The 17,722-nt window shown below is 51.3% G+C and carries 15 protein-coding genes and 3 pseudogenes; 13 read left to right on the top strand and 5 right to left on the bottom strand.

Annotation, left to right across the window (positions count from 1 at the left end; all coding sequences use genetic code 11):
* The first annotated feature begins 14 nt into the window (after positions 1–14).
* The 4 genes from V5P19_RS10840 (at position 15) to V5P19_RS10825 (ending at position 4,784) form a co-directional block, all read left to right on the top strand.
* Positions 15–2,651 carry a fimbrial biogenesis usher protein gene (locus V5P19_RS10840; RefSeq protein ID WP_334403048.1) on the top strand — a complete coding sequence of 879 codons (2,637 nt, stop codon included), beginning with the start codon at positions 15–17 and terminating at the stop codon, positions 2,649–2,651.
* Between the two features lie 15 nt (positions 2,652–2,666).
* On the top strand, positions 2,667–3,191 hold the full coding sequence (locus V5P19_RS10835; protein WP_334403046.1) for a fimbrial protein: 525 nt from the start codon (positions 2,667–2,669) through the stop codon (positions 3,189–3,191).
* A gap of 10 nt (positions 3,192–3,201) precedes the next feature.
* On the top strand, positions 3,202–3,714 hold the full coding sequence (locus tag V5P19_RS10830) for a fimbrial protein (protein WP_334403045.1): 513 nt from the start codon (positions 3,202–3,204) through the stop codon (positions 3,712–3,714).
* Positions 3,715–3,806: 92 nt separating this feature from the next.
* The gene (locus V5P19_RS10825) at positions 3,807–4,784 is read left to right on the top strand and encodes a fimbrial protein (protein ID WP_334403044.1); all 978 of its coding nucleotides are present in this window, start codon (positions 3,807–3,809) and stop codon (positions 4,782–4,784) included.
* Positions 4,785–4,945: 161 nt separating this feature from the next.
* Here V5P19_RS10825 and V5P19_RS10820 read toward each other — a convergent pair whose 3' ends face one another.
* Complete coding sequence (locus V5P19_RS10820; RefSeq protein ID WP_334403042.1) at positions 4,946–6,517, bottom strand: Wzy polymerase domain-containing protein; 1,572 nt, start codon at positions 6,515–6,517, stop codon at positions 4,946–4,948.
* A gap of 304 nt (positions 6,518–6,821) precedes the next feature.
* Between V5P19_RS10820 and V5P19_RS10815 the strand changes: the two genes are divergently transcribed.
* The 5 genes and pseudogenes from V5P19_RS10815 (at position 6,822) to V5P19_RS10795 (ending at position 9,606) form a co-directional block, all read left to right on the top strand.
* Positions 6,822–7,850, top strand: coding sequence for a DUF2157 domain-containing protein (locus V5P19_RS10815; protein WP_334403040.1), 1,029 nt, complete (start codon positions 6,822–6,824; stop codon positions 7,848–7,850).
* Between the two features lie 254 nt (positions 7,851–8,104).
* A pseudogene (locus V5P19_RS10810) lies at positions 8,105–8,808 on the top strand (hypothetical protein).
* A complete protein-coding gene (locus V5P19_RS10805) occupies positions 8,801–9,223 on the top strand; it encodes a hypothetical protein (protein WP_334403039.1) in 423 nt (140 codons plus the stop codon). The pseudogene V5P19_RS10810 and the gene V5P19_RS10805 overlap by 8 nt, the downstream one beginning before the upstream one ends.
* A gap of 6 nt (positions 9,224–9,229) precedes the next feature.
* A pseudogene (locus tag V5P19_RS10800) lies at positions 9,230–9,340 on the top strand (type II toxin-antitoxin system RelE/ParE family toxin); the annotation flags it as partial.
* Positions 9,321–9,606, top strand: a pseudogene (locus tag V5P19_RS10795) (helix-turn-helix domain-containing protein). The pseudogenes V5P19_RS10800 and V5P19_RS10795, both read left to right, overlap by 20 nt.
* A gap of 34 nt (positions 9,607–9,640) precedes the next feature.
* On the opposite strand, the gene nfsB reads toward V5P19_RS10795, so the two are convergent.
* From nfsB to V5P19_RS10780, 3 genes are all read right to left on the bottom strand, one after another.
* Complete coding sequence (gene nfsB, locus V5P19_RS10790) at positions 9,641–10,294, bottom strand: oxygen-insensitive NAD(P)H nitroreductase (protein ID WP_334403037.1); 654 nt, start codon at positions 10,292–10,294, stop codon at positions 9,641–9,643.
* Between the two features lie 120 nt (positions 10,295–10,414).
* Positions 10,415–10,783, bottom strand: coding sequence for an MmcQ/YjbR family DNA-binding protein (locus V5P19_RS10785; protein ID WP_334403035.1), 369 nt, complete (start codon positions 10,781–10,783; stop codon positions 10,415–10,417).
* Positions 10,773–11,363, bottom strand: a complete 591-nt coding sequence (locus tag V5P19_RS10780) for a TetR/AcrR family transcriptional regulator (RefSeq protein ID WP_334403032.1) — start codon at positions 11,361–11,363, stop codon at positions 10,773–10,775. Before V5P19_RS10780 ends, V5P19_RS10785 begins: the two co-directional genes overlap by 11 nt.
* Before the next feature lie 190 nt (positions 11,364–11,553).
* Between V5P19_RS10780 and V5P19_RS10775 the strand changes: the two genes are divergently transcribed.
* Together V5P19_RS10775 and V5P19_RS10770 are read left to right on the top strand one after the other, a co-directional pair.
* Positions 11,554–12,657 (top strand): MBL fold metallo-hydrolase, encoded by a 1,104-nt coding sequence (locus tag V5P19_RS10775; RefSeq protein ID WP_334403030.1) that lies wholly within the window; start codon positions 11,554–11,556, stop codon positions 12,655–12,657.
* Between the two features lie 32 nt (positions 12,658–12,689).
* Positions 12,690–13,031: a RamA family antibiotic efflux transcriptional regulator gene (locus tag V5P19_RS10770; protein WP_334403028.1), complete on the top strand. Its 342-nt coding sequence runs from the start codon at positions 12,690–12,692 to the stop codon at positions 13,029–13,031.
* Positions 13,032–13,096: 65 nt separating this feature from the next.
* On the opposite strand, the gene V5P19_RS10765 is transcribed toward V5P19_RS10770, so the two are convergent.
* The gene (locus tag V5P19_RS10765; RefSeq protein ID WP_334403027.1) at positions 13,097–13,345 is read right to left on the bottom strand and encodes a DUF1158 domain-containing protein; all 249 of its coding nucleotides are present in this window, start codon (positions 13,343–13,345) and stop codon (positions 13,097–13,099) included.
* A 489-nt stretch (positions 13,346–13,834) separates the two neighbouring features.
* Here V5P19_RS10765 and V5P19_RS10760 point away from each other — a divergent pair, with 489 nt between their 5' ends.
* Positions 13,835–16,543, top strand: coding sequence for a cation-transporting P-type ATPase (locus V5P19_RS10760; RefSeq protein WP_334403026.1), 2,709 nt, complete (start codon positions 13,835–13,837; stop codon positions 16,541–16,543).
* 112 nt (positions 16,544–16,655) lie between these two features.
* Entirely contained in the window at positions 16,656–17,720 is a 1,065-nt protein-coding gene (locus tag V5P19_RS10755) for an efflux RND transporter periplasmic adaptor subunit (protein ID WP_334403024.1), read from the top strand.
* Positions 17,721–17,722: the final 2 nt, after the last annotated feature.

Genomic DNA, 17,722 nt, shown 5'->3' with positions numbered 1-17,722 from the left:
AAGTGGTCACTGTGATGGTTATCAGACACTCCAAAAATGCCTCTTCTGCTGTACGTTTACGCGTCTCACCGCTGGCGTTGATGATCGGTATGAGTCTGATTTCAGGCTATGTGCAGGCAGAAGACTATTTTAACCCTGCCTTTCTGACGGACGGGAAAGGGCAGGTCGCCGATCTGTCGAGTTTCGAAGGAAGCGGTGGACAGGCTCCGGGAATCTATCGTGTAGATGTTTATCTCAATAACGCATTTGTCGTGAGCCATGACGTGGAATTTAGGTCCCGGAAAGAACTTGAGGCAAACGCCAGCAAAGAGGCAGATGATACCGGTTTGGTTGCCTGTCTTGCAGCGAAAAAGTTGAGTGACCTCGGTGTAGAACTGAATATTCCCGCCGACAAGCAAACAGCACCGGAAGGGAAATGTGTTGATATTGCCGCGCTGATTGAAGGCGCTACTGCCAGCTTTGATTTTGGTCATCAGCGTCTGGATCTTAGCGTTCCGCAAATAGCCCTGAAAAACACGGCTCGCGGCTATATTGCTCCTGAAAAATGGGATCAGGGAATCAACGCGTTCCTGATGAGTTACAGCTTAAGCGGGTCAAGTAGCAAGAGCGGCAGCAGTACCAGTACAAGCAACTTCCTGGGGCTCAACGGCGGGATAAACATGGGGGCCTGGCGTTATCGCAATTATTCGACGTTTAACCGAAACACATCCAGCAATGGCCAGACCACGAGCCGCTGGCAGCACGTCAGCGGCTTTGTAGAAAGAACGATCATACCCTTGAAGTCCGAGCTTACGGTTGGCGTAAGTTCTACCTCAAGCGACGTTTTTGATAGCGTACCGTTTCGTGGCGTGCAACTTGCCTCTGATGACAACATGCTGCCCGACAGCCTGAAGGGATTTGCGCCAACAGTACGCGGTATTGCGAAAAGTAATGCACAGGTCACCATCAAGCAAAACGGCTACATTGTTTATCAAACTTACGTGGCGCCAGGTGCATTCGCGATCAACGATTTATTTCCCACCTCTTCCAGCGGTGACTTAGCTGTTGAGGTCAAGGAACAGGACGGTTCAGTAACGACCTATAGCGTACCTTATTCCGGTGTTCCGTTGCTTCAACGTGAGGGGCGTATGAAATACGCTCTGACCGCAGCCAAATACCATACGGACAACCAGCAACAGGATGAAGTCGATTTTGGTCAGGCGACGCTGATCTGGGGTTTACCACACGGATTTACTCTGTATGGCGGTACGCAACAGGCCAGTAAATATCATGCGTTGGCGATTGGCGCAGGTCTTAATATGGGCAGTTGGGGTGCCATTTCTGCAGATATTACCGGAGCGAAAAGCACGCTGATCGATGACACTCAGCATACCGGGCAATCATTACGCCTGTTATATGCTAAATCGCTGAATGATTTTGGTACTAACTTTCAATTACTGGGTTACCGTTATTCTACTGCAGGGTACTACACCTTTGCAGACACCACCTATAAGCATATGGATGGTTACAATAGCGATCCTGATAATAATGATAACGATCCTGCTAACGATCGTCCGCACTGGTTTGATTATTACAATCTTTATTACACCAAACGTGGAAAGGTACAGGTCAATATTTCCCAGCAGCTGGGAAGCATTGGCTCTGTTTATGTTAGTGGGAGTCAGCAAACATACTGGCACACCGACGGTAAAGATACCCTGGTGCAGGTGGGTTACAACACCACGTGGCACGATATCAACATGAGTATCAGCTACAACTACAGCAAGTCATCCGGGCAGCCTATTGCCGATCAAATTGTGGCAATGAACTTCTCGCTGCCGCTGGGGAAATGGCTCTCATCACCATCGAGCGATTCCCCGAGCGACGCGTTCGCCACCTATAACCGAAGCCGGGATAACCATGGCAAAGTTACCCAGAATGCGGGTGTTGGCGGTTCCCTGCTGGCAAACCATAACCTGAACTATAACGTTCAGGAGGGATTTGGCAATCAGGGAACGGGTAATAGCGGCAGTGCAAGCCTTTCCTATAAGGCAGGCTACGGCAATATGAACGTTGGATACAACTACAGCGATAACGGTAATTCTCGGCAAACCACGTACGGTCTGTCCGGAGGCATGGTTGTTCACCAACATGGTGTGACCCTGAGCCAACCGTTAGGCGAAACCAACGTTCTTGTCGAAGCACCCGGAGCACGTGATGTGAAGGTAGCAAACGCGACGGGGGTTTCAACAGGTTTCCGCGGCTATGCGGTCGTACCCTATGCCACGAATTATCGCTCAAACCGTATCGCGTTAGACCCGTCATCCTTCAGCGATAATGTCGATCTGGATAATACCGTTGTGGATGTGGTTCCAACTAAGGGGGCCCTTGTCCGGGCCAGTTTCTCCGCGCATGTTGGGATTCGCGCGTTGCTCACTTTACTGCACAACAATTCTCCTGTGCCTTTTGGCGCAATGGTCAGCCGTGATGATGAGGGGCCTTCGAGTATTGTCGCTGACGAAGGTCAGGTCTATCTGACAGGACTTGCCCCGAAAGGGGTACTGAAGGTTCAGTGGGGTGATGGCGCCGATCAGAATTGCACGGCGAACTACCAGCTACCGGAAGGCGCAGAAAAAGCGGCCATTACGCAGATGAATGTCATTTGCCGCTAATCAAGGAGATGAATCATGAAAAAAGTTGTTGGGTTCATTGGCGTATTGTTGTTGACCGGACAAAGCGTATATGCAGAAGAGGCAAATCTTAATGTGCAGGGTACGGTAGTGGCAAGCGGATGTGATATTTATACCGGAAGTACTAACCAAAAAATAAAAATTGGTGTCTTCTCGGGAAAAGATTTTCCCTCTGTGGGCAGTACTTCGTCTTTTAAAGCCATGAATATCAATCTCTCAAATTGCTACAACAAATTAACTACGATTATGGTGAAATTTACCGGCACACCGGATGAAGACGATCCTACTCTTCTGGCTTTAAGTAATGCCGGTACGGGAGGGCAGCTTGCAGCGGGTGTGGGTGTAGAACTGCTGGATAATTCAATGAAAACGATTCCGTTTAATAGCGATAAAATGTATAGCTATGAAATTGATGGCGAATCAACGATGTTATCGTTTGTGCTTCGCTATAAATCAACACAATATCCCGTCACACCGGGTGATGCGTCGGCAGTGCTCTATTTTGATTTATCGTATCAGTGAGCCACAATTAATGATTAAGTTTCTATCAATATTCCCATGTGTGGTATTTGTGACGGCCGCAATAGCACATGATGGTACAGTGACTATTTCAGGAACGATTCAGGATAATACTTGTGAGATTGCAGCGGATTCGCAAAGTCAGACGATAAAAATGGGGGGGGTACCGGTGAATATGTTTCATTCCACAGGGGATAAAGGTCCTCCGATTTCATTTTCAATTGACCTGGAAAATTGTGGTCCAGCGGCAAGTGGTGCAAACGTCACCTTTTCTGGAACACCAGATGAGCAGGATAAACGATATTTTTCGGTTCAGGTTAACCAGAATTCTGCAGTAGGTATTGCAATGGGCATTTACAGCGGTGACAGTGTCTTGATTGAACCTGGTAAGGCTTCAGACTCTTATCCTTTAGAGTCGAATGCAGCAGCTTCCTTGAATTTTTTTGCACGGTACGTATCAGTGAAAGACGAAGTTAGCGCTGGTAATGCTAATGTCATACTCACTTTTCTTTTAAGTTATAATTAATTATTTAATAGGTTGAAAAAAATAAATTGGTAAGTGGTTAATCAATGAAGTTCCCTAAGCTAACTGTTCGACATACGATGGAAAGAAACATTATGAAAATGAAATCATACAAAGCTAATTTCTTGTGTGCAATTATTGTTTTTATTATCTGTATATTTACTTCAAATGCCAATGCCTGTGTGGCTTATGATGATTATTCTCCTGTTGATTTATCTGGTTCCATTCCCGACGTAAGTATTCAGCGTGATGCCGCTGTTGGTTCTATTTTATTTACTCAGACTTACTCGACAGGTAAAGATATGAATCAAGGTTTCGCCAGTTGTAGCACTGACCCAAGCGCTGTGGGGACATATACATTATATGGAGTCGGTGCGGCAGTCAGTGGTTATAAAAATGTATATGAAACAAGTGTGCCTGGTGTGGGTATAACTGTGGCAACAGGGGATTCCAGATATTTTTTCTCAAGTCCAGGGCAGGAAGTACCTTTTGCTGGAACATGGCAATGGTCATATTGGGGGCGATCATATACTATAACCCTGACAAAAATAAATCCCGCCACAGGGAGTGGTAATACTGGTCAGATTAGGGCCGTGATGTCTCTGTCAGGCATTAATCCAGACCCGGTAACCATTTCATTGCTGGGGGCAAACATTAAAACGCTAGCGTGTTCTATTAATAATACAACATTCAGTGTTCCTATGGGAGATATTCCCGCAGCAGATTTCACTGGTGCCGGAAGTACACCTAAATCTAGTACGTTTGATCTTGGTATGGATTGTGATGCAGATGCCAATATAAATATTACTCTTAGAGGAACGCAAACCCCGGATTCAGATGATATGAGTATTATATCATTATCTAATTACGGCCAACCTGGCGTCGCTGATGGCGTCGGTGTTCAGTTGTTGTATGGAGGCAAGCCTATTAATGTTAATGAACTTATTAACCTGGAAAAATCTTCCGGCGGTCAGGAAAGTCTTCCTTTTACCGTTCGCTATATTCAAACGAAGGGTATGGTTAAACCAGGGAGCGCCAATGCAACGCTAACATTAGATATAACCTATCAGTGATGTCACATAGGCAATGAGTTGTTATCAGTTGTTTTTTTACTTTTTAGGAAGTGCTTTTAAATGTGACTACTTCACCTCTCTCTATAAATTACCGTCTATTAATTAGAAAGCTGCCCATCAATTCATTCGTTAAAAAAGTTAGGGCAGCTATGTTCTGTTTTTTAAGGGAGGAAGCGTTGCTCCCATGGCATTAATTTATGTGAGCGTTCTTTAAGTAATTCAGCTTCTTGAGGTTTATGAAGAAAGTTTAGTATGTTAATTTGATCGTTATAAGCATTTTCTTCCATGTGCAATATTATCCATTCTTTATTTTCTCGCGCATACATTTCCAGCTCGATAATATCTCCCCGCTGATTAAAATTGTTCAAATGTAATAATGAAAGATCGCGCTGATACCGCATCTGCATCAACCAGGGGACAGAAAGTTGGCGAATGTTCTCTGGATTATCCAGGTGACCAGCTTCAAATTTGCCGAGTGCCAGGCTGGCTAAAAAAAGCTTTGCCGCCAGAATCATGCCATATACCGAAACCGCAGCCATAACAATGGGTAACAACTTCACTGTGAAGCGCGTTGACTGACATCTACCTTCTGAAACAGACATTAAAAGTAACACCGCAAAATAGTGCGGAACGGAGTAGTACAGTGGGAACTCTACCTGGGTATGGAGCAGTATGGGCAACGTGGTTAGCAGGGCAGCCCATTGCCACAAACTTTTGCGTCTGCGGTATAACATTATCCAAACCCAGAGCAGACACATACCGCCAGCCAGTGCCACAACACCACCTTCAGCCTCGATGAATAAGGTTTCGTTATGAGGGTGCTGCATCATTTCCCGGCTGGGGTTATCAAAAGGGAGATTGGCCATAAAATTCTGATATACAGACTCAAACATGCCTAGCCCGTAGCCACGCCAGGGATGCTCGCTTATCATGCGCAGCGTATAGTCGATTGTGAGCCAGCGCTGGTGATTAGAGCCTTCATGTTGCAGGGAATCGATCAGAGAGTGGTTAAGTAAACTGATCCCCAGTAAAACGCCGGCGACAGGCAGAATAATGACCTGTAGCTGGCGCTTAAGGGATGTTCTGTTTCGATAGTGTGGCGAGAAGAACAGCACTATTTCGCACAGGAAACCTGTGATTGCCCCAAGCCAGCCGATACGGGATTCCAGAAGTACCAGCGTCGCAGAAATGAAAATCGTCGCGCCGCTAAGCAACAGCATTCTTACCGTTTCCAGTCGACGGTCTGCTAATGTTCGGTGCTTGTCTGCAAGGAGAATAAGCACGACTGTAAACCCGGTTGCAAGGAATGAAGACGTCACATTTCTTTGCTGGAAAATGCCGGAAGCACTTCCTGAATATTTGTAAGCCAGTGCATCCAGCGGCCAGGGTAAATATTGCGGAAAGAATAATCCAGCTATAGATAAAAGCGTTTCTATGATGGATGCTGCTGCCAGAAGGTAAAAAAGCGAGACAATTTCTTTTTCGCAGAATGGACGCTGAATTAGCGTGAGATAAAAGAGTACTCCACCCCAAATCCCAACCAGACGTGGAGCGGCAATAGGCAAGCCTGCCGCAGGTGTCCAGATGATGGGGAGTGTCAGCAGCACAGCGCTAGCGAATAAAACGACAACGGTGTGGGAGTAGCGTAATTTATTCCAGCTAACACATAGCCATGTCATTAGCCCCAAGAGAGACATAACCCCCCAGCACAGAAGGTTCAGCGGTAAATCCATTCCGTAGCCACCATTGTTTGACCATGGGATGGGAAGAAGGAACAACCAATACACAGTTAAAAGACTGAATGAAAAGTAGCGAAGAAATACAGCATTTCTGAATTGCATAAGAACAGTGGGATTAAAAGGCATAATAAGTCACACGGCAAAGCGCCATTTTATTCTTTGGGCAAAAAGATCTATAACACTATCCGATCCTGAAAAAGACTTTGCCGTTGAGGGTGGTCAGCATTATTACCTTGCCGCAGCATAAAAAACGTATGCTGATATACTGGATCAATATCTTCATTCTCAGGGATCGAACATGAACGTCACCCGCAAACAAGACCGTCTCCTGCGCCGCGCGCTCGGCGAGTGGGAAAAAGAGGGCGCATTATCCGCCGACGAGCACCAGCGTCTGGCCGACACCTTAAAACGCGTCACCCTGGACTGGCAGCGGCTCAGTCGTTACGCCTTCTGGACGGCGCTGGCCTGCGTCATTATCGCCATCGGCAGCCTGTTCTCCGACAGCGAGCTGATGGCACGCATTATTGAATTCTTTGCCTTTTCCTCACTCGCCCGCATCGGGCTACCCGCGCTGATGGCCGTGCTGTTTTATCTGTGGGGGTTCAGCCGCCAGCGGCGGGAAACCCAGTGGCATTACAGCACCGAAGCCATCCTGTTCCTCGGCGTATTATTTACCGCCATCGCCCTCTGGCAACTGGGTGAACGGCTGGATAACGGCAGCGGACACGTTGCACCGCTGTTCCTGGCGGGCTGCGTGGTGTACGGACTGGTGGGGTTCTTTGGCCGCTCGGGGCTGGTGTGGCTGTTCTTCCTGCTCTCGCTCGGCAACTGGTTTGGCGCAGAGACGGGCTACATGTCCGGCTGGGGCGCGTACTGGCTGGGGATGAACTACCCGGTGCGCTTTATCTTCTTCGGCGGTGCGCTGCTGGCGCTGTGCTGGGGGCTGCGTGGGGTGCTGCAGGCGCGCCGTCTCTATACCACCAGTAAAGCGATGGGGCTAACGTATCTGTTTGTTGCCCTGTGGATCATGTCGATTTTTGGCAATTACGACATCGACAGCTGGTACAGCATGACGCAGGCGTCGCTGCTGCCCTGGGCACTGTTGTTCGCCGTGGCGGCAGCTATCTGCATTTATATCAGCCTGAAAACCGATGACGGTATGCTGCGCGGCTTTGGTCTGACGTTCCTTACCATCAACCTGTACACCCGGTACTTCGAGTATTTCTGGGACGGGATGAACAAGGTGGTGTTCTTCCTGATTCTGGCAGCGTCGCTGGCGGTGATAGGGCGGTATGCAGAGCGGATTTGGCACGCGGGGAGTCGGTAAAAGGTCATGGGCCGCATGCAGCGGCCCGTGATCGTTAGCACTCAGTCACACGTGTGCTTAGACTCATTTCTCCTCTGGCAGTCAGAGAAGAGGGCCTCTCATTGGCTGCAGGGCGAAAGGCGAAGTTAACTCTCCATCTAAATAAATTGCGCACTTATTCGCCTTTATTCAGGCTATTTTCTTAAAAATTGCCCTTCTCAGGAAGCGTTATTCCTCTGTGTTAAAATTCGGCAGGTACACAGGGAGAGTAACGCATGAGTAGACGACGCGATATCATTGATGGAACTGCTGCTGCCAGGGTTCCATATGGTTTGTTTATACAGAAGTGCTGGGCTGGATTGATTTAGTTCATGCGCAGGGTACGGATATCTGAAATCTGCTACGAAATATTGACGTGGGGGAATCATCCGGGAAGGCGTTCTACGAGGTCGTCTATTCACAGTCGATGGTCGATCCAACAAGGACCATGAAAATGGGTAAATTTATCACCTGGCGAATTAAATGCGGGCGTTCCTATTTTGAACGTAAAAGCATTGCGCTGGCCATGATGATGTCGTTGGCCAGGAAGTTTGAAGGACTTCAGTCGAGATTCCCGCTCAGCCTGACCACAGACAGTGGATTTAGTGGGGAGGATCTGGTTTCTGATTTACTGGGATTCTATCGGGTAGTCTCAATCCAGAACCCATTTGGATTTCTTCGGCCTGTCTGTAAACAAGACGCTCTCAAACGTTGGGACTATTACGGAAAAATGGGTTCCTGGAAAAATGAAACCTTCCAGCCATTGCTGTTCCCGGATCCGGAAAGATCCCCAAATTCCAGACCACGCAAAGGTGAATTGCCGAATTTTATGAAGACAGTAAAACCCTGGAGTGACTTCCGTTCAGGAATTGTCAGTATAGCAAGCGTCGATGGTTCATATATCGACGCAGCAAAAGGGGGAGTTTTACCTTATGCGTAAGCCACTTAACTTACTGACAATGTTCGTTGTTCTTTTTGCTGCGGTGATATTTTTGGCATGGTCATATATAAGAATGGAGTTTGCGGGCAGTGCGCACTATACCGAACAGGATACGAGAGAATACGAGTTCTATACGCCTGATATTCTGAAAAAAATGCCGCGAATCTCATCCCGGTACGATTTTGATTTTGCAAACATTACCGGCCCTGCCTCGCATGTCTATGCTATCAGATACTATGATGCCGATGACTCCGGAAAGATAGACCTCTTTCTGAGTTCGCAAGGGTTCCAAAAACAGAATGGCTGCCATATTGATGCGGTATGCTGGATTGGTACCGATCCCCAGGAAATTGTGACGGTCAGCACCCTGGAAAACCCCAAAGCAATTTTAGTCTCAATCATATATAACTTCTGATTGAAAATATTTCGCCTGCGCGTATTTATCAAAAATACGCAAAAAACACCTTTTGCAAAAATCCGGCTAGCACTGAAGAGACAAAAGGAGATGTTGGATGAGCAAGAAGATCATTGACCGGGACGAACTCAGAGCAGAGCTGTTAAGCGATTCAGACGTTCAGGCTTTTTTTGATGGTGAAGAACGAAAAGAGCGTTTGCGTGAAATGTTGGCGCAATGGCGAAACCGGGCTGGCCTGACGCGTGCTCAGGTTGCAGAAAGAATGGGCGTCAGCGCCCACGGTTTTCAGAACGGAAGCAAACATCTTACGGGCGAGTCTGGATACGTTAACGCGCTATGCGCTGATGTGTAGGGTTAAGCACCCGAAGATTACGCTTTATTGAATACGGGCACGCGACAAACGCATGCCCGAGATCGTTAGCACTCAGTCACAATCGTGCTCAGCGGCAGGCGAGATTTTGGCAGCGTGGCGTTGAAATCTTCCACGCTGTGATGCCCAACCGGCACCACCACCAGGCTGGTGAAGCCTTTCTCTTTCAGGCCAAACTCTTCGTCGAGGATGGCAGCGTCATAGCCTTCAATCGGCACCGCGTCCAGACCCATCGCGCCTACGCCCAGCAGGAAGTTACCGACGTTCAGGTAAACCTGTTTCGCCATCCACTGGTCGTCATCTTTCAGATCTACACGGTGCATATCGGCGAAGTAGGTACGACCTTTGTGGTTCGCAGCTTTTGCTTCTGGCGTGTTGAAACGGCCGTCAGCCTCTTCCTGATCTACTACGCGCTCAAGCCACGCGTCGTCCAGTGCAGTTTTGGCGCAGAAAACCACGACGTGCGAGGCATCCAGCATTTTGCGTTCGTTGAACACGAAGGTACCCGCAGCAGATTTTGCCACGCGCGCTTTACCTTCTTCGGTGCTGGCAACGATGAAGTGCCACGGCTGGGAGTTGGTGCTGGACGGGCTGTATTGCAGCAGGGTTTTGATTTTTTCCGCTTCTTCAGCGGTCAGTTTTTTGCTTGCGTCGAACGCCTTGGTAGAGTGGCGTTTCAGGGCGACAGAAATAATATCCATAACAACTCCTGGTGATGAAATTCGCCCGCGTGCGGGCGCGAAAGGAAAGCAGATTACAGGGCGAAACGGGAAATGATAAGTGCAATTCGAGCGCTTACTCTGTTCGGCTCAGACGAACAATCAGGTTGGGCGTATCCGCTTCTGGTCTTTTTTCGGCAGTTTATCCACCACCAGATTCCACGAGTCCGCGATCAGGTCGGTGACCAGCTCCGGCGTAATGTCGTCGGTACCGTAGACGGAAATCCAGTGTTTTTTATTCAGGTGATATCCAGTCTCAACGCCGCGGTATATCTGCTGATTTAACAAGGACTTTTCCGGGTCGGATTTCAGGCTCACGTGCGCTCGCCCGCGGGTAACGGCCATCAGCATGAAGATCTTACCGCCCACTTTAAACACGTCATATTCCGGGCCAAACGGCCAGCAGTGTTCGGTAAAGGGAAGTTCAAGCGCCACGCGTTTAGCGTGCTCCTGTAAGGATTTACTCTCCACGGCTGTCTTCCTGAGCTAGCCCGCGCCACATCACCTCAAAACCGAGCGCTTTAAAATCAACGGCGCGGGAAGGGTCGCGAGTGGCAAATTCCATCGTAGATTCGGCCAGCGATAAGAAAAGCGCATCACCGAAGGTTTTGAATTCATCAGACATAAACACCTGACGCACCGAGCGGCGGCAGAGTTCATGCAGCTCGGGGAACATCTCTTTCACTGCCTGTTCGGTCTCGGCGTTGATCTTCTCGCTGACGCCAAGCTGGCGAATAGCAGCGTGCGAGAGAGGGTTTTTGATCCCCCAGTCAACATAGCTGTTCCAGATGTTTCGCGTATGCTCTTTCGGCGTGGTGAGGCTGCGATCCAGGTTGGACAGCATTGCCTGGCAGAGATCCTGCTTCAGGTGCAGGTAGAGGGCATTCAGCAGATCGTCTTTCGTAGCAAAGTAGCGAAACAGAGTCCCTTCGGCGACGCCCGCGTTACGCGCGATTAACGCCGTTGAGGCGGCAATACCTGACTGTGCAAATGCCACCGTTGCGGCTTCCAGTAAGGCCTGTTTTTTATCTTCACTCTTCGGACGTGCCACTCAATTCTCCCCTTGGTCTATTGTAAAAAAAGTATTGAAGCACGCGATTCATACGGCTGCAACGCGGAATGTCAAAGATCGAAAACGTCTTGACGATATATTCATCATACACAATAATGAGTGCTTACTCACTCATAATCAAGCTTAACCCGCGCAAACTATCGGATGGGGCGCGTATTCGGGTCAGGATATGAAAAAGCGTCTCTTCATCTGCGTGGTGTTTGTCATGATTATTGCTTCAGCTGCGAGTTTACCTTTTGTTCTGAATGCCGGATTTGGGCAGCCCCCGCAGGGTGCGCAGCTTTCCGAAGTAGAAGCTTCCCCAAACTATCGCGACGGGAAGTTCAACAATACGCTCCCGACGCCGGGCTTCACTGGCCAGCAAAACATGCTGGTTGCGTGGTGGCAATTCTTGACCCGTAAAACCGAAAACGCGCGTCCCGCGCGGCCGCTTCCCTTAGTGAAAACCGATCTGGCGAGCCTGCCGCTGGAGGAGGACACGCTGGTCTGGCTTGGTCACTCCTCCTGGTATATGCAGCTGGCGGGCAAGCGGATACTGATTGACCCGGTGCTGAGCAACTACGCGGCGCCGTTCTCCTTTCTGAACAAGGCCTTTGACGGGGAGTATCCGTGGCGCGCGGACAGCATGCCGGAGATTGACCTGCTGATTATCTCGCACGATCACTACGATCATCTGGATTACGCCACCATCAAGGCATTGCTGCCAAAAGTGAAGCGGGCGATCGCTCCGTTGGGCGTCGGATCGCACCTGCGCTATTGGGGCATGAACCCGGAGATTATCGACGAGCGCGACTGGAATCAGTCGGTGCTCGTCAGCGATACGTTGACGGTTCACGTGCTTCCCGCGCGTCACTTTTCCGGGCGCGGCATCAAGCGCAACCAGACGCTGTGGGGCAGCTTTATGTTCGTCACGCCAGAGCAGAAGGTTTACTACAGCGGTGACTCTGGCTACGGCCCGCACTTCAAGGCTATCGGCGAGCAGTTCGGCGGAGTGGATTTAGCCATTATGGAAAACGGCCAGTACGACCAGGACTGGAAGTACATCCACATGCTGCCGGAAGAAACGGCGCAGGCCTCGGCAGATCTCAACGCGAAGGCGGTGGTGCCAGGGCATAACGGACGTTTCGTGCTGGCGAAACACACCTGGAACGATCCGCTGATTCAGCTGGCAAAAGCCAGCAAGGATAAAAATTATCGGCTGCTGACGCCGGAGCTGGGCGAGCCTGTCCGGGTAAGCGATAGCACGCAAGAATTTCGTGAGTGGTGGGAATAATGTTTAATCGAGAAGCAGAGGGGGAGAGCAGCATGACTATTTCCGCTCAGGTCATCGACACCATCGTCGAATGGATCGACGACAACCTACATCAGCCGTTGCGCATTGAAGAGATTGCCCGCCGCGCGGGTTACTCGAAATGGCATCTGCAGCGGTTGTTTATGCAATATAAAGGGGAGAGTCTGGGGCGCTATATTCGCGAACGCAAGCTCCTGCTGGCGGCGCGCGATCTGCGTGAATCGGACGAACGCGTGTACGAAATCTGCCTGCGCTACGGGTTTGACTCGCAGCAGACCTTTACGCGCATCTTTACCCGCACGTTCAACCAGCCGCCTGGCGCCTACCGTAAAGAGAACCACAGTCGTACGCACTGAAACCCTCTCCCTCATCTTAACCCTCTTCCCAACGGGGAGAGGGTTCGTATCCGTTAGCGGCCAGGTCACGATGCCAGTGAAAACCAGCGGCGCCAGATGAAACGCAGCACGAAGAATTCGATGGCGCCGAGCAGTAAAAACCACAGACAGAACAGAATGGTGTAAAGCTGGTTAAGGTCGACCATGTGGAAGGCCGTCACCAGCTTCTGCGCCAGCGCTAGCCCTAGCGAAGGCGCAGGTAACAGCAGGCAAGAGAGCATAGCCAGCAATAAAATGCCCCCTGCAGCGAGCAGCGATTCTAACGGGTGTTTCATCTTAATGTTAATCGTCAGTTAAAAATGTCATTGTCCGGCATCCTGGAACGTAAAGCAATATAAACCCGGCTGGGGTTTTTTAATTAAATTAAGGACCCTATCCACGGATAATAGATCAAAAAACAATATTGTCACTGCAACGATTAAATTAACATCGCGTTATGTAAATAAACGTCTGCATCATGAAAATAATTTTACAAATGTATAAGTGCTAAAGCCAATTAACGTTGCAATAACAATGGCAGCGACAATGTATAACGCCAGGCGGCGCCCGCGATAAATGCCAAACATGCTTCCTCCTTGTTTAATGTTGGTTTAGAAATATTTTGTAAAAATCACCGTATCGAAATGATTTTTTAGCAGTTTTGAATAACCCAGCAGTAATTATATTGCGGCAGATCAATTTAACCCGCAAGCATTTAAAATGAATTTATTTAAGCCAGAAAGGAATTCCGGCTACCGACCACCGGAAATTAAAGGAACGATACGATGACCCAAAAAAATTTCTCACAGAATATGCCACCTACCCACGGGCAGGCATACCAGCAGACAGTAGAGCAAGTGCTTGCTAACAAGCAGACCCAGGCCAATGGTCTGGATCGCGCTGAGGCACAGGCTCGCTTGCAGAAGCATGGCCCGAATGCGTTACCCGAGAAAAAAGGCAAGCCGGCATGGCTGCGCTTTCTCGCGCATTTTAACGATGTCCTGATTTACGTCCTTCTGGCTGCAGCCGTATTAACGGCCGTGATGGGCCACTGGGTCGATACGCTGGTTATTCTGGGCGTAGCGGTTATCAACGCCTTAATTGGCCACATTCAGGAAAGTAACGCTGAAAAATCCCTGCAGAGTATTCGTAATATGCTCTCCAGCGAGGCGCGGGTTATTCGTAACGGTAATCACGAAACGATACCCACAACCGATATAGTCCCGGGCGATATTATTGTCCTGCGCGCAGGGGATCGTATTCCCGCGGATATGCGTTTAATTGAAGCGCATAATTTACGCGTGGAAGAAGCTATTTTGACCGGTGAATCGACGGTGGTGGATAAACACACCAACCCACTGAGCGGTGAATTACCGCTGGGCGACCGTACCAACCTGGTGTTCTCCGGGACGACCGTGAGCGCAGGCGGCGGCGTGGGCGTGGTCATTGCTACCGGTCAGGATACCGAACTTGGCCATATTAACCAGATGATGGCGGGCATTGAAAAACACCGTACCCCGCTGCTGGTACAGATGGACAAGCTGGGTAAAGCGATCTTCGCCATTATCCTGGCGATGATGGCCGCGCTGTTTGTCTTTAGCCTGGTGTTCCGCGAGATCCCAATGGGCGAGCTGTTGCTCTCCCTGATTAGCCTGGCGGTAGCGTCCGTACCGGAAGGTCTGCCAGCGATTATCTCCATCATCCTCTCTCTGGGCGTGCAGGCGATGGCGCGTCAGCGGGCTATTATCCGCAAATTGCCAACGGTTGAAACCCTGGGGGCAATGACCGTGGTGTGCTCGGATAAAACCGGCACCCTGACCATGAATGAGATGACGGTTAAAGCCATCATCACCGCCGATTCCTGCTACCGCGTGGACGGCAACAGCTATGAGCCGGTGGGGAATATTTATCTGGAAGGCAGCGACGAGCCGGTGCAGATCCAGCCGGGTACCGTCCTGGAGCACTACCTGCGCACCATCGACTTGTGTAACGACAGCCAGATGATTCAGGACGAGCGCGGTCTTTGGGGTATCACCGGCGGGCCGACCGAAGGGGCACTGAAGGTGCTGGCGGCAAAAGCTAACCTCGCGCCGGTGATGACCACGCTGATTAACAAGATCCCGTTCGACTCGCAGTATAAGTACATGAGCACCCACTACCAGATTGGCGGTGAGGAGCAGATCCTGATTACCGGCGCGCCGGACGTGATTTTCGCCCTGTGCGCCCAGCAGCAGACCCGTAACGGCGCGGAAGCCTTCAACCACGCGTACTGGGAAGCTGAAATGGAGCGTTATGCGCGCCAGGGGTTGCGCATGGTCGCCGCGGCGTTCAAGCCGGCGAACGGTGAGCAGGAATTAACGCACGACGACCTGAGCCATGGCCTGATCTTCCTCGGTATCGCCGGGATGATGGATCCGCCGCGTCCGGAAGCAATTGATGCGATTCACGCCTGCCAGCAGGCCGGGATCCGCGTGAAGATGATCACCGGGGATCACCCGCAGACGGCAATGAGCATCGGCCAGATGCTGGGCATTACCAACAGCGAGCAGGCAGTGACCGGCTATCAGCTGGAGAAAATGGACGACGCGGAGCTGGCAGAGGCCGCGGTGAAATATGACATCTTTGCCCGTACCAGCCCGGAGCATAAGCTGCGTCTTGTTCAGGCGCTGCAGAACAAAGGCGAGATAGTCGGCATGACCGGCGACGGCGTGAATGATGCACCGGCGCTGCGTCAGGCGGACGTGGGTATCGCGATGGGCATCAAGGGCACGGAAGTGACCAAAGAAGCGGCGGACATGGTCCTGACCGACGATAACTTCGCGACCATCGCCAGCGCGGTAAAAGAGGGGCGTCGCGTATACGACAACCTGAAGAAAACGATTCTGTTCATCATGCCGACCAACCTGGCGCAGGGTCTGCTGATTGTGATTGCGCTGCTGGCCGGAAATATCATTCCGCTGACGCCGGTACTGATTTTGTGGATGAACATGGCGACCTCCGCCACGCTCTCCTTCGGCCTGGCCTTTGAGGCTGCCGAGCGCAGGATCATGCAGCGTCCGCCGCGTCAGACCGGGCAGCACGTGATGGATGCCTACGCCGTGTGGCGCGTGGCTTTCGTCGGCACTATGATTGCTATTGCAGCGTTTGCGCTGGAAGCCTGGCTGGCTCCGCGCGGCCACAGCGCGGAGTTCATTCGCACCGTGCTGCTGCAGATGCTGGTGTGTGCACAGTGGGTGTACATGATTAACTGCCGTAACACCGAAGGGTTCTCCCTGAATCGCGGCCTGCTGGCGAACAAAGGTATCTGGCTGGTGACGGGCGTTCTGTTCCTGCTCCAGGCGGCGATTATCTACCTGCCGTTTATGCAGATGCTGTTTGGCACCGAAGCGCTGCCGCTGCGCTACTGGTTCGTGACGCTGGCGGTTGCAGGCGTGATGTTCTTTATTGTCGAAATTGAGAAGCGACTGACCCGCAGGTTCCGTAAGGCTGCGTAACCTAAAACCTTACCCCTCACACAGCCCTCTCCCCATTGGGAGAGGGTGTTCAACTCCCCTCGCCCTATGGGGAGAGGGCCGGGGTGAGGGGAAAACACTGAGGTATACCTGAATGAAATTCCCGCTCCTGTTCGCCTTTCTCGCCTGCACCCTGCAACCTGCATTTGCCGCCGCCATTCCCGTTCGCGTCGTCAGCGTAGAACAAACCGCCCATGCCGCCGAGCGCCAAATCCCCGGACGTATCGAAGCCATTCATACCGTTGAACTGCGCGCCCGCACGGAAGGCGTTATAACCAAAGCCCCTTTTCGCGACGGGCAGTATGTAAAAAAAGGTGACGTGCTGTTCGAGCTGGACGATGCCGAGCCGCGCGCTGCCGTGCGTCTGGCGCAGGCCGAGGTAAACAGTGCCGAAGCCACGCTGCGTCAGGCCCAGCAGCAGTTGTCCCGCTTTGAAAGCCTGGGCAATAGCAACGCCATCAGCCGTCACGACGTGGATAACGCCCGCATGCAGCGCGATGTTGCCCGCGCCGCGCTTGAGCAAGCCAAAGCCCGGCTTGAAACCCGTAACGTCACGCTGGCTTACACCCGCATAACCTCCCCGATTGACGGCCGCGTGGGGCACAGCAACTTCCACGTGGGGAGCCTGGTGAATCCGTCCAGCGGCGTGCTGGTGGACGTGGTGCAGCTTGACCCGATCCGCATCGCCTTTGCGCTGGAAGAGGGGACCTTTGCCACCAAAGCAGGACAGCACCCGGACATCAATGCCATGAAGCAGGCCTGGCAGGCATTAATCGACAGTAACGGCCAGCGCGTCAGCGGTGAACTCACGTCGGTGGACAACCGCATCGACCCACGCACCGCCAGCGTGATGCTGCGCGCCGAGTTTGCCAACCCGCGCCATCAGCTGTTGCCCGGCGGCAACGTGAATATTTATCTCCGGCCCGCCAGCGAACAGCCGGTGCTGACGCTGCCTGCCGCTGCGGTACAACAGGACGGTGACGGGTTCTTTGCCTGGGTTATTAACGCCGACGGAAAAGCGGAAAAACGTCCGCTGAAGGTGGCCGGTCAGATTGGTCAGCAGTTCCAGATTTCATCCGGCGTGAAGCCCGGTGAGCGAGCGATCGCAGACGGCGCGCAGCGCGTGCAGCCGGGCGCTGCCGTTCAGATACTGAATTAAGG

Origin of the sequence: Enterobacter sp. UNJFSC 003, assembly GCF_036903355.1 — a bacterium.
Taxonomy (GTDB): domain Bacteria; phylum Pseudomonadota; class Gammaproteobacteria; order Enterobacterales; family Enterobacteriaceae; genus Enterobacter.
This window is presented reverse-complemented; position numbering and strand designations above follow the sequence as displayed.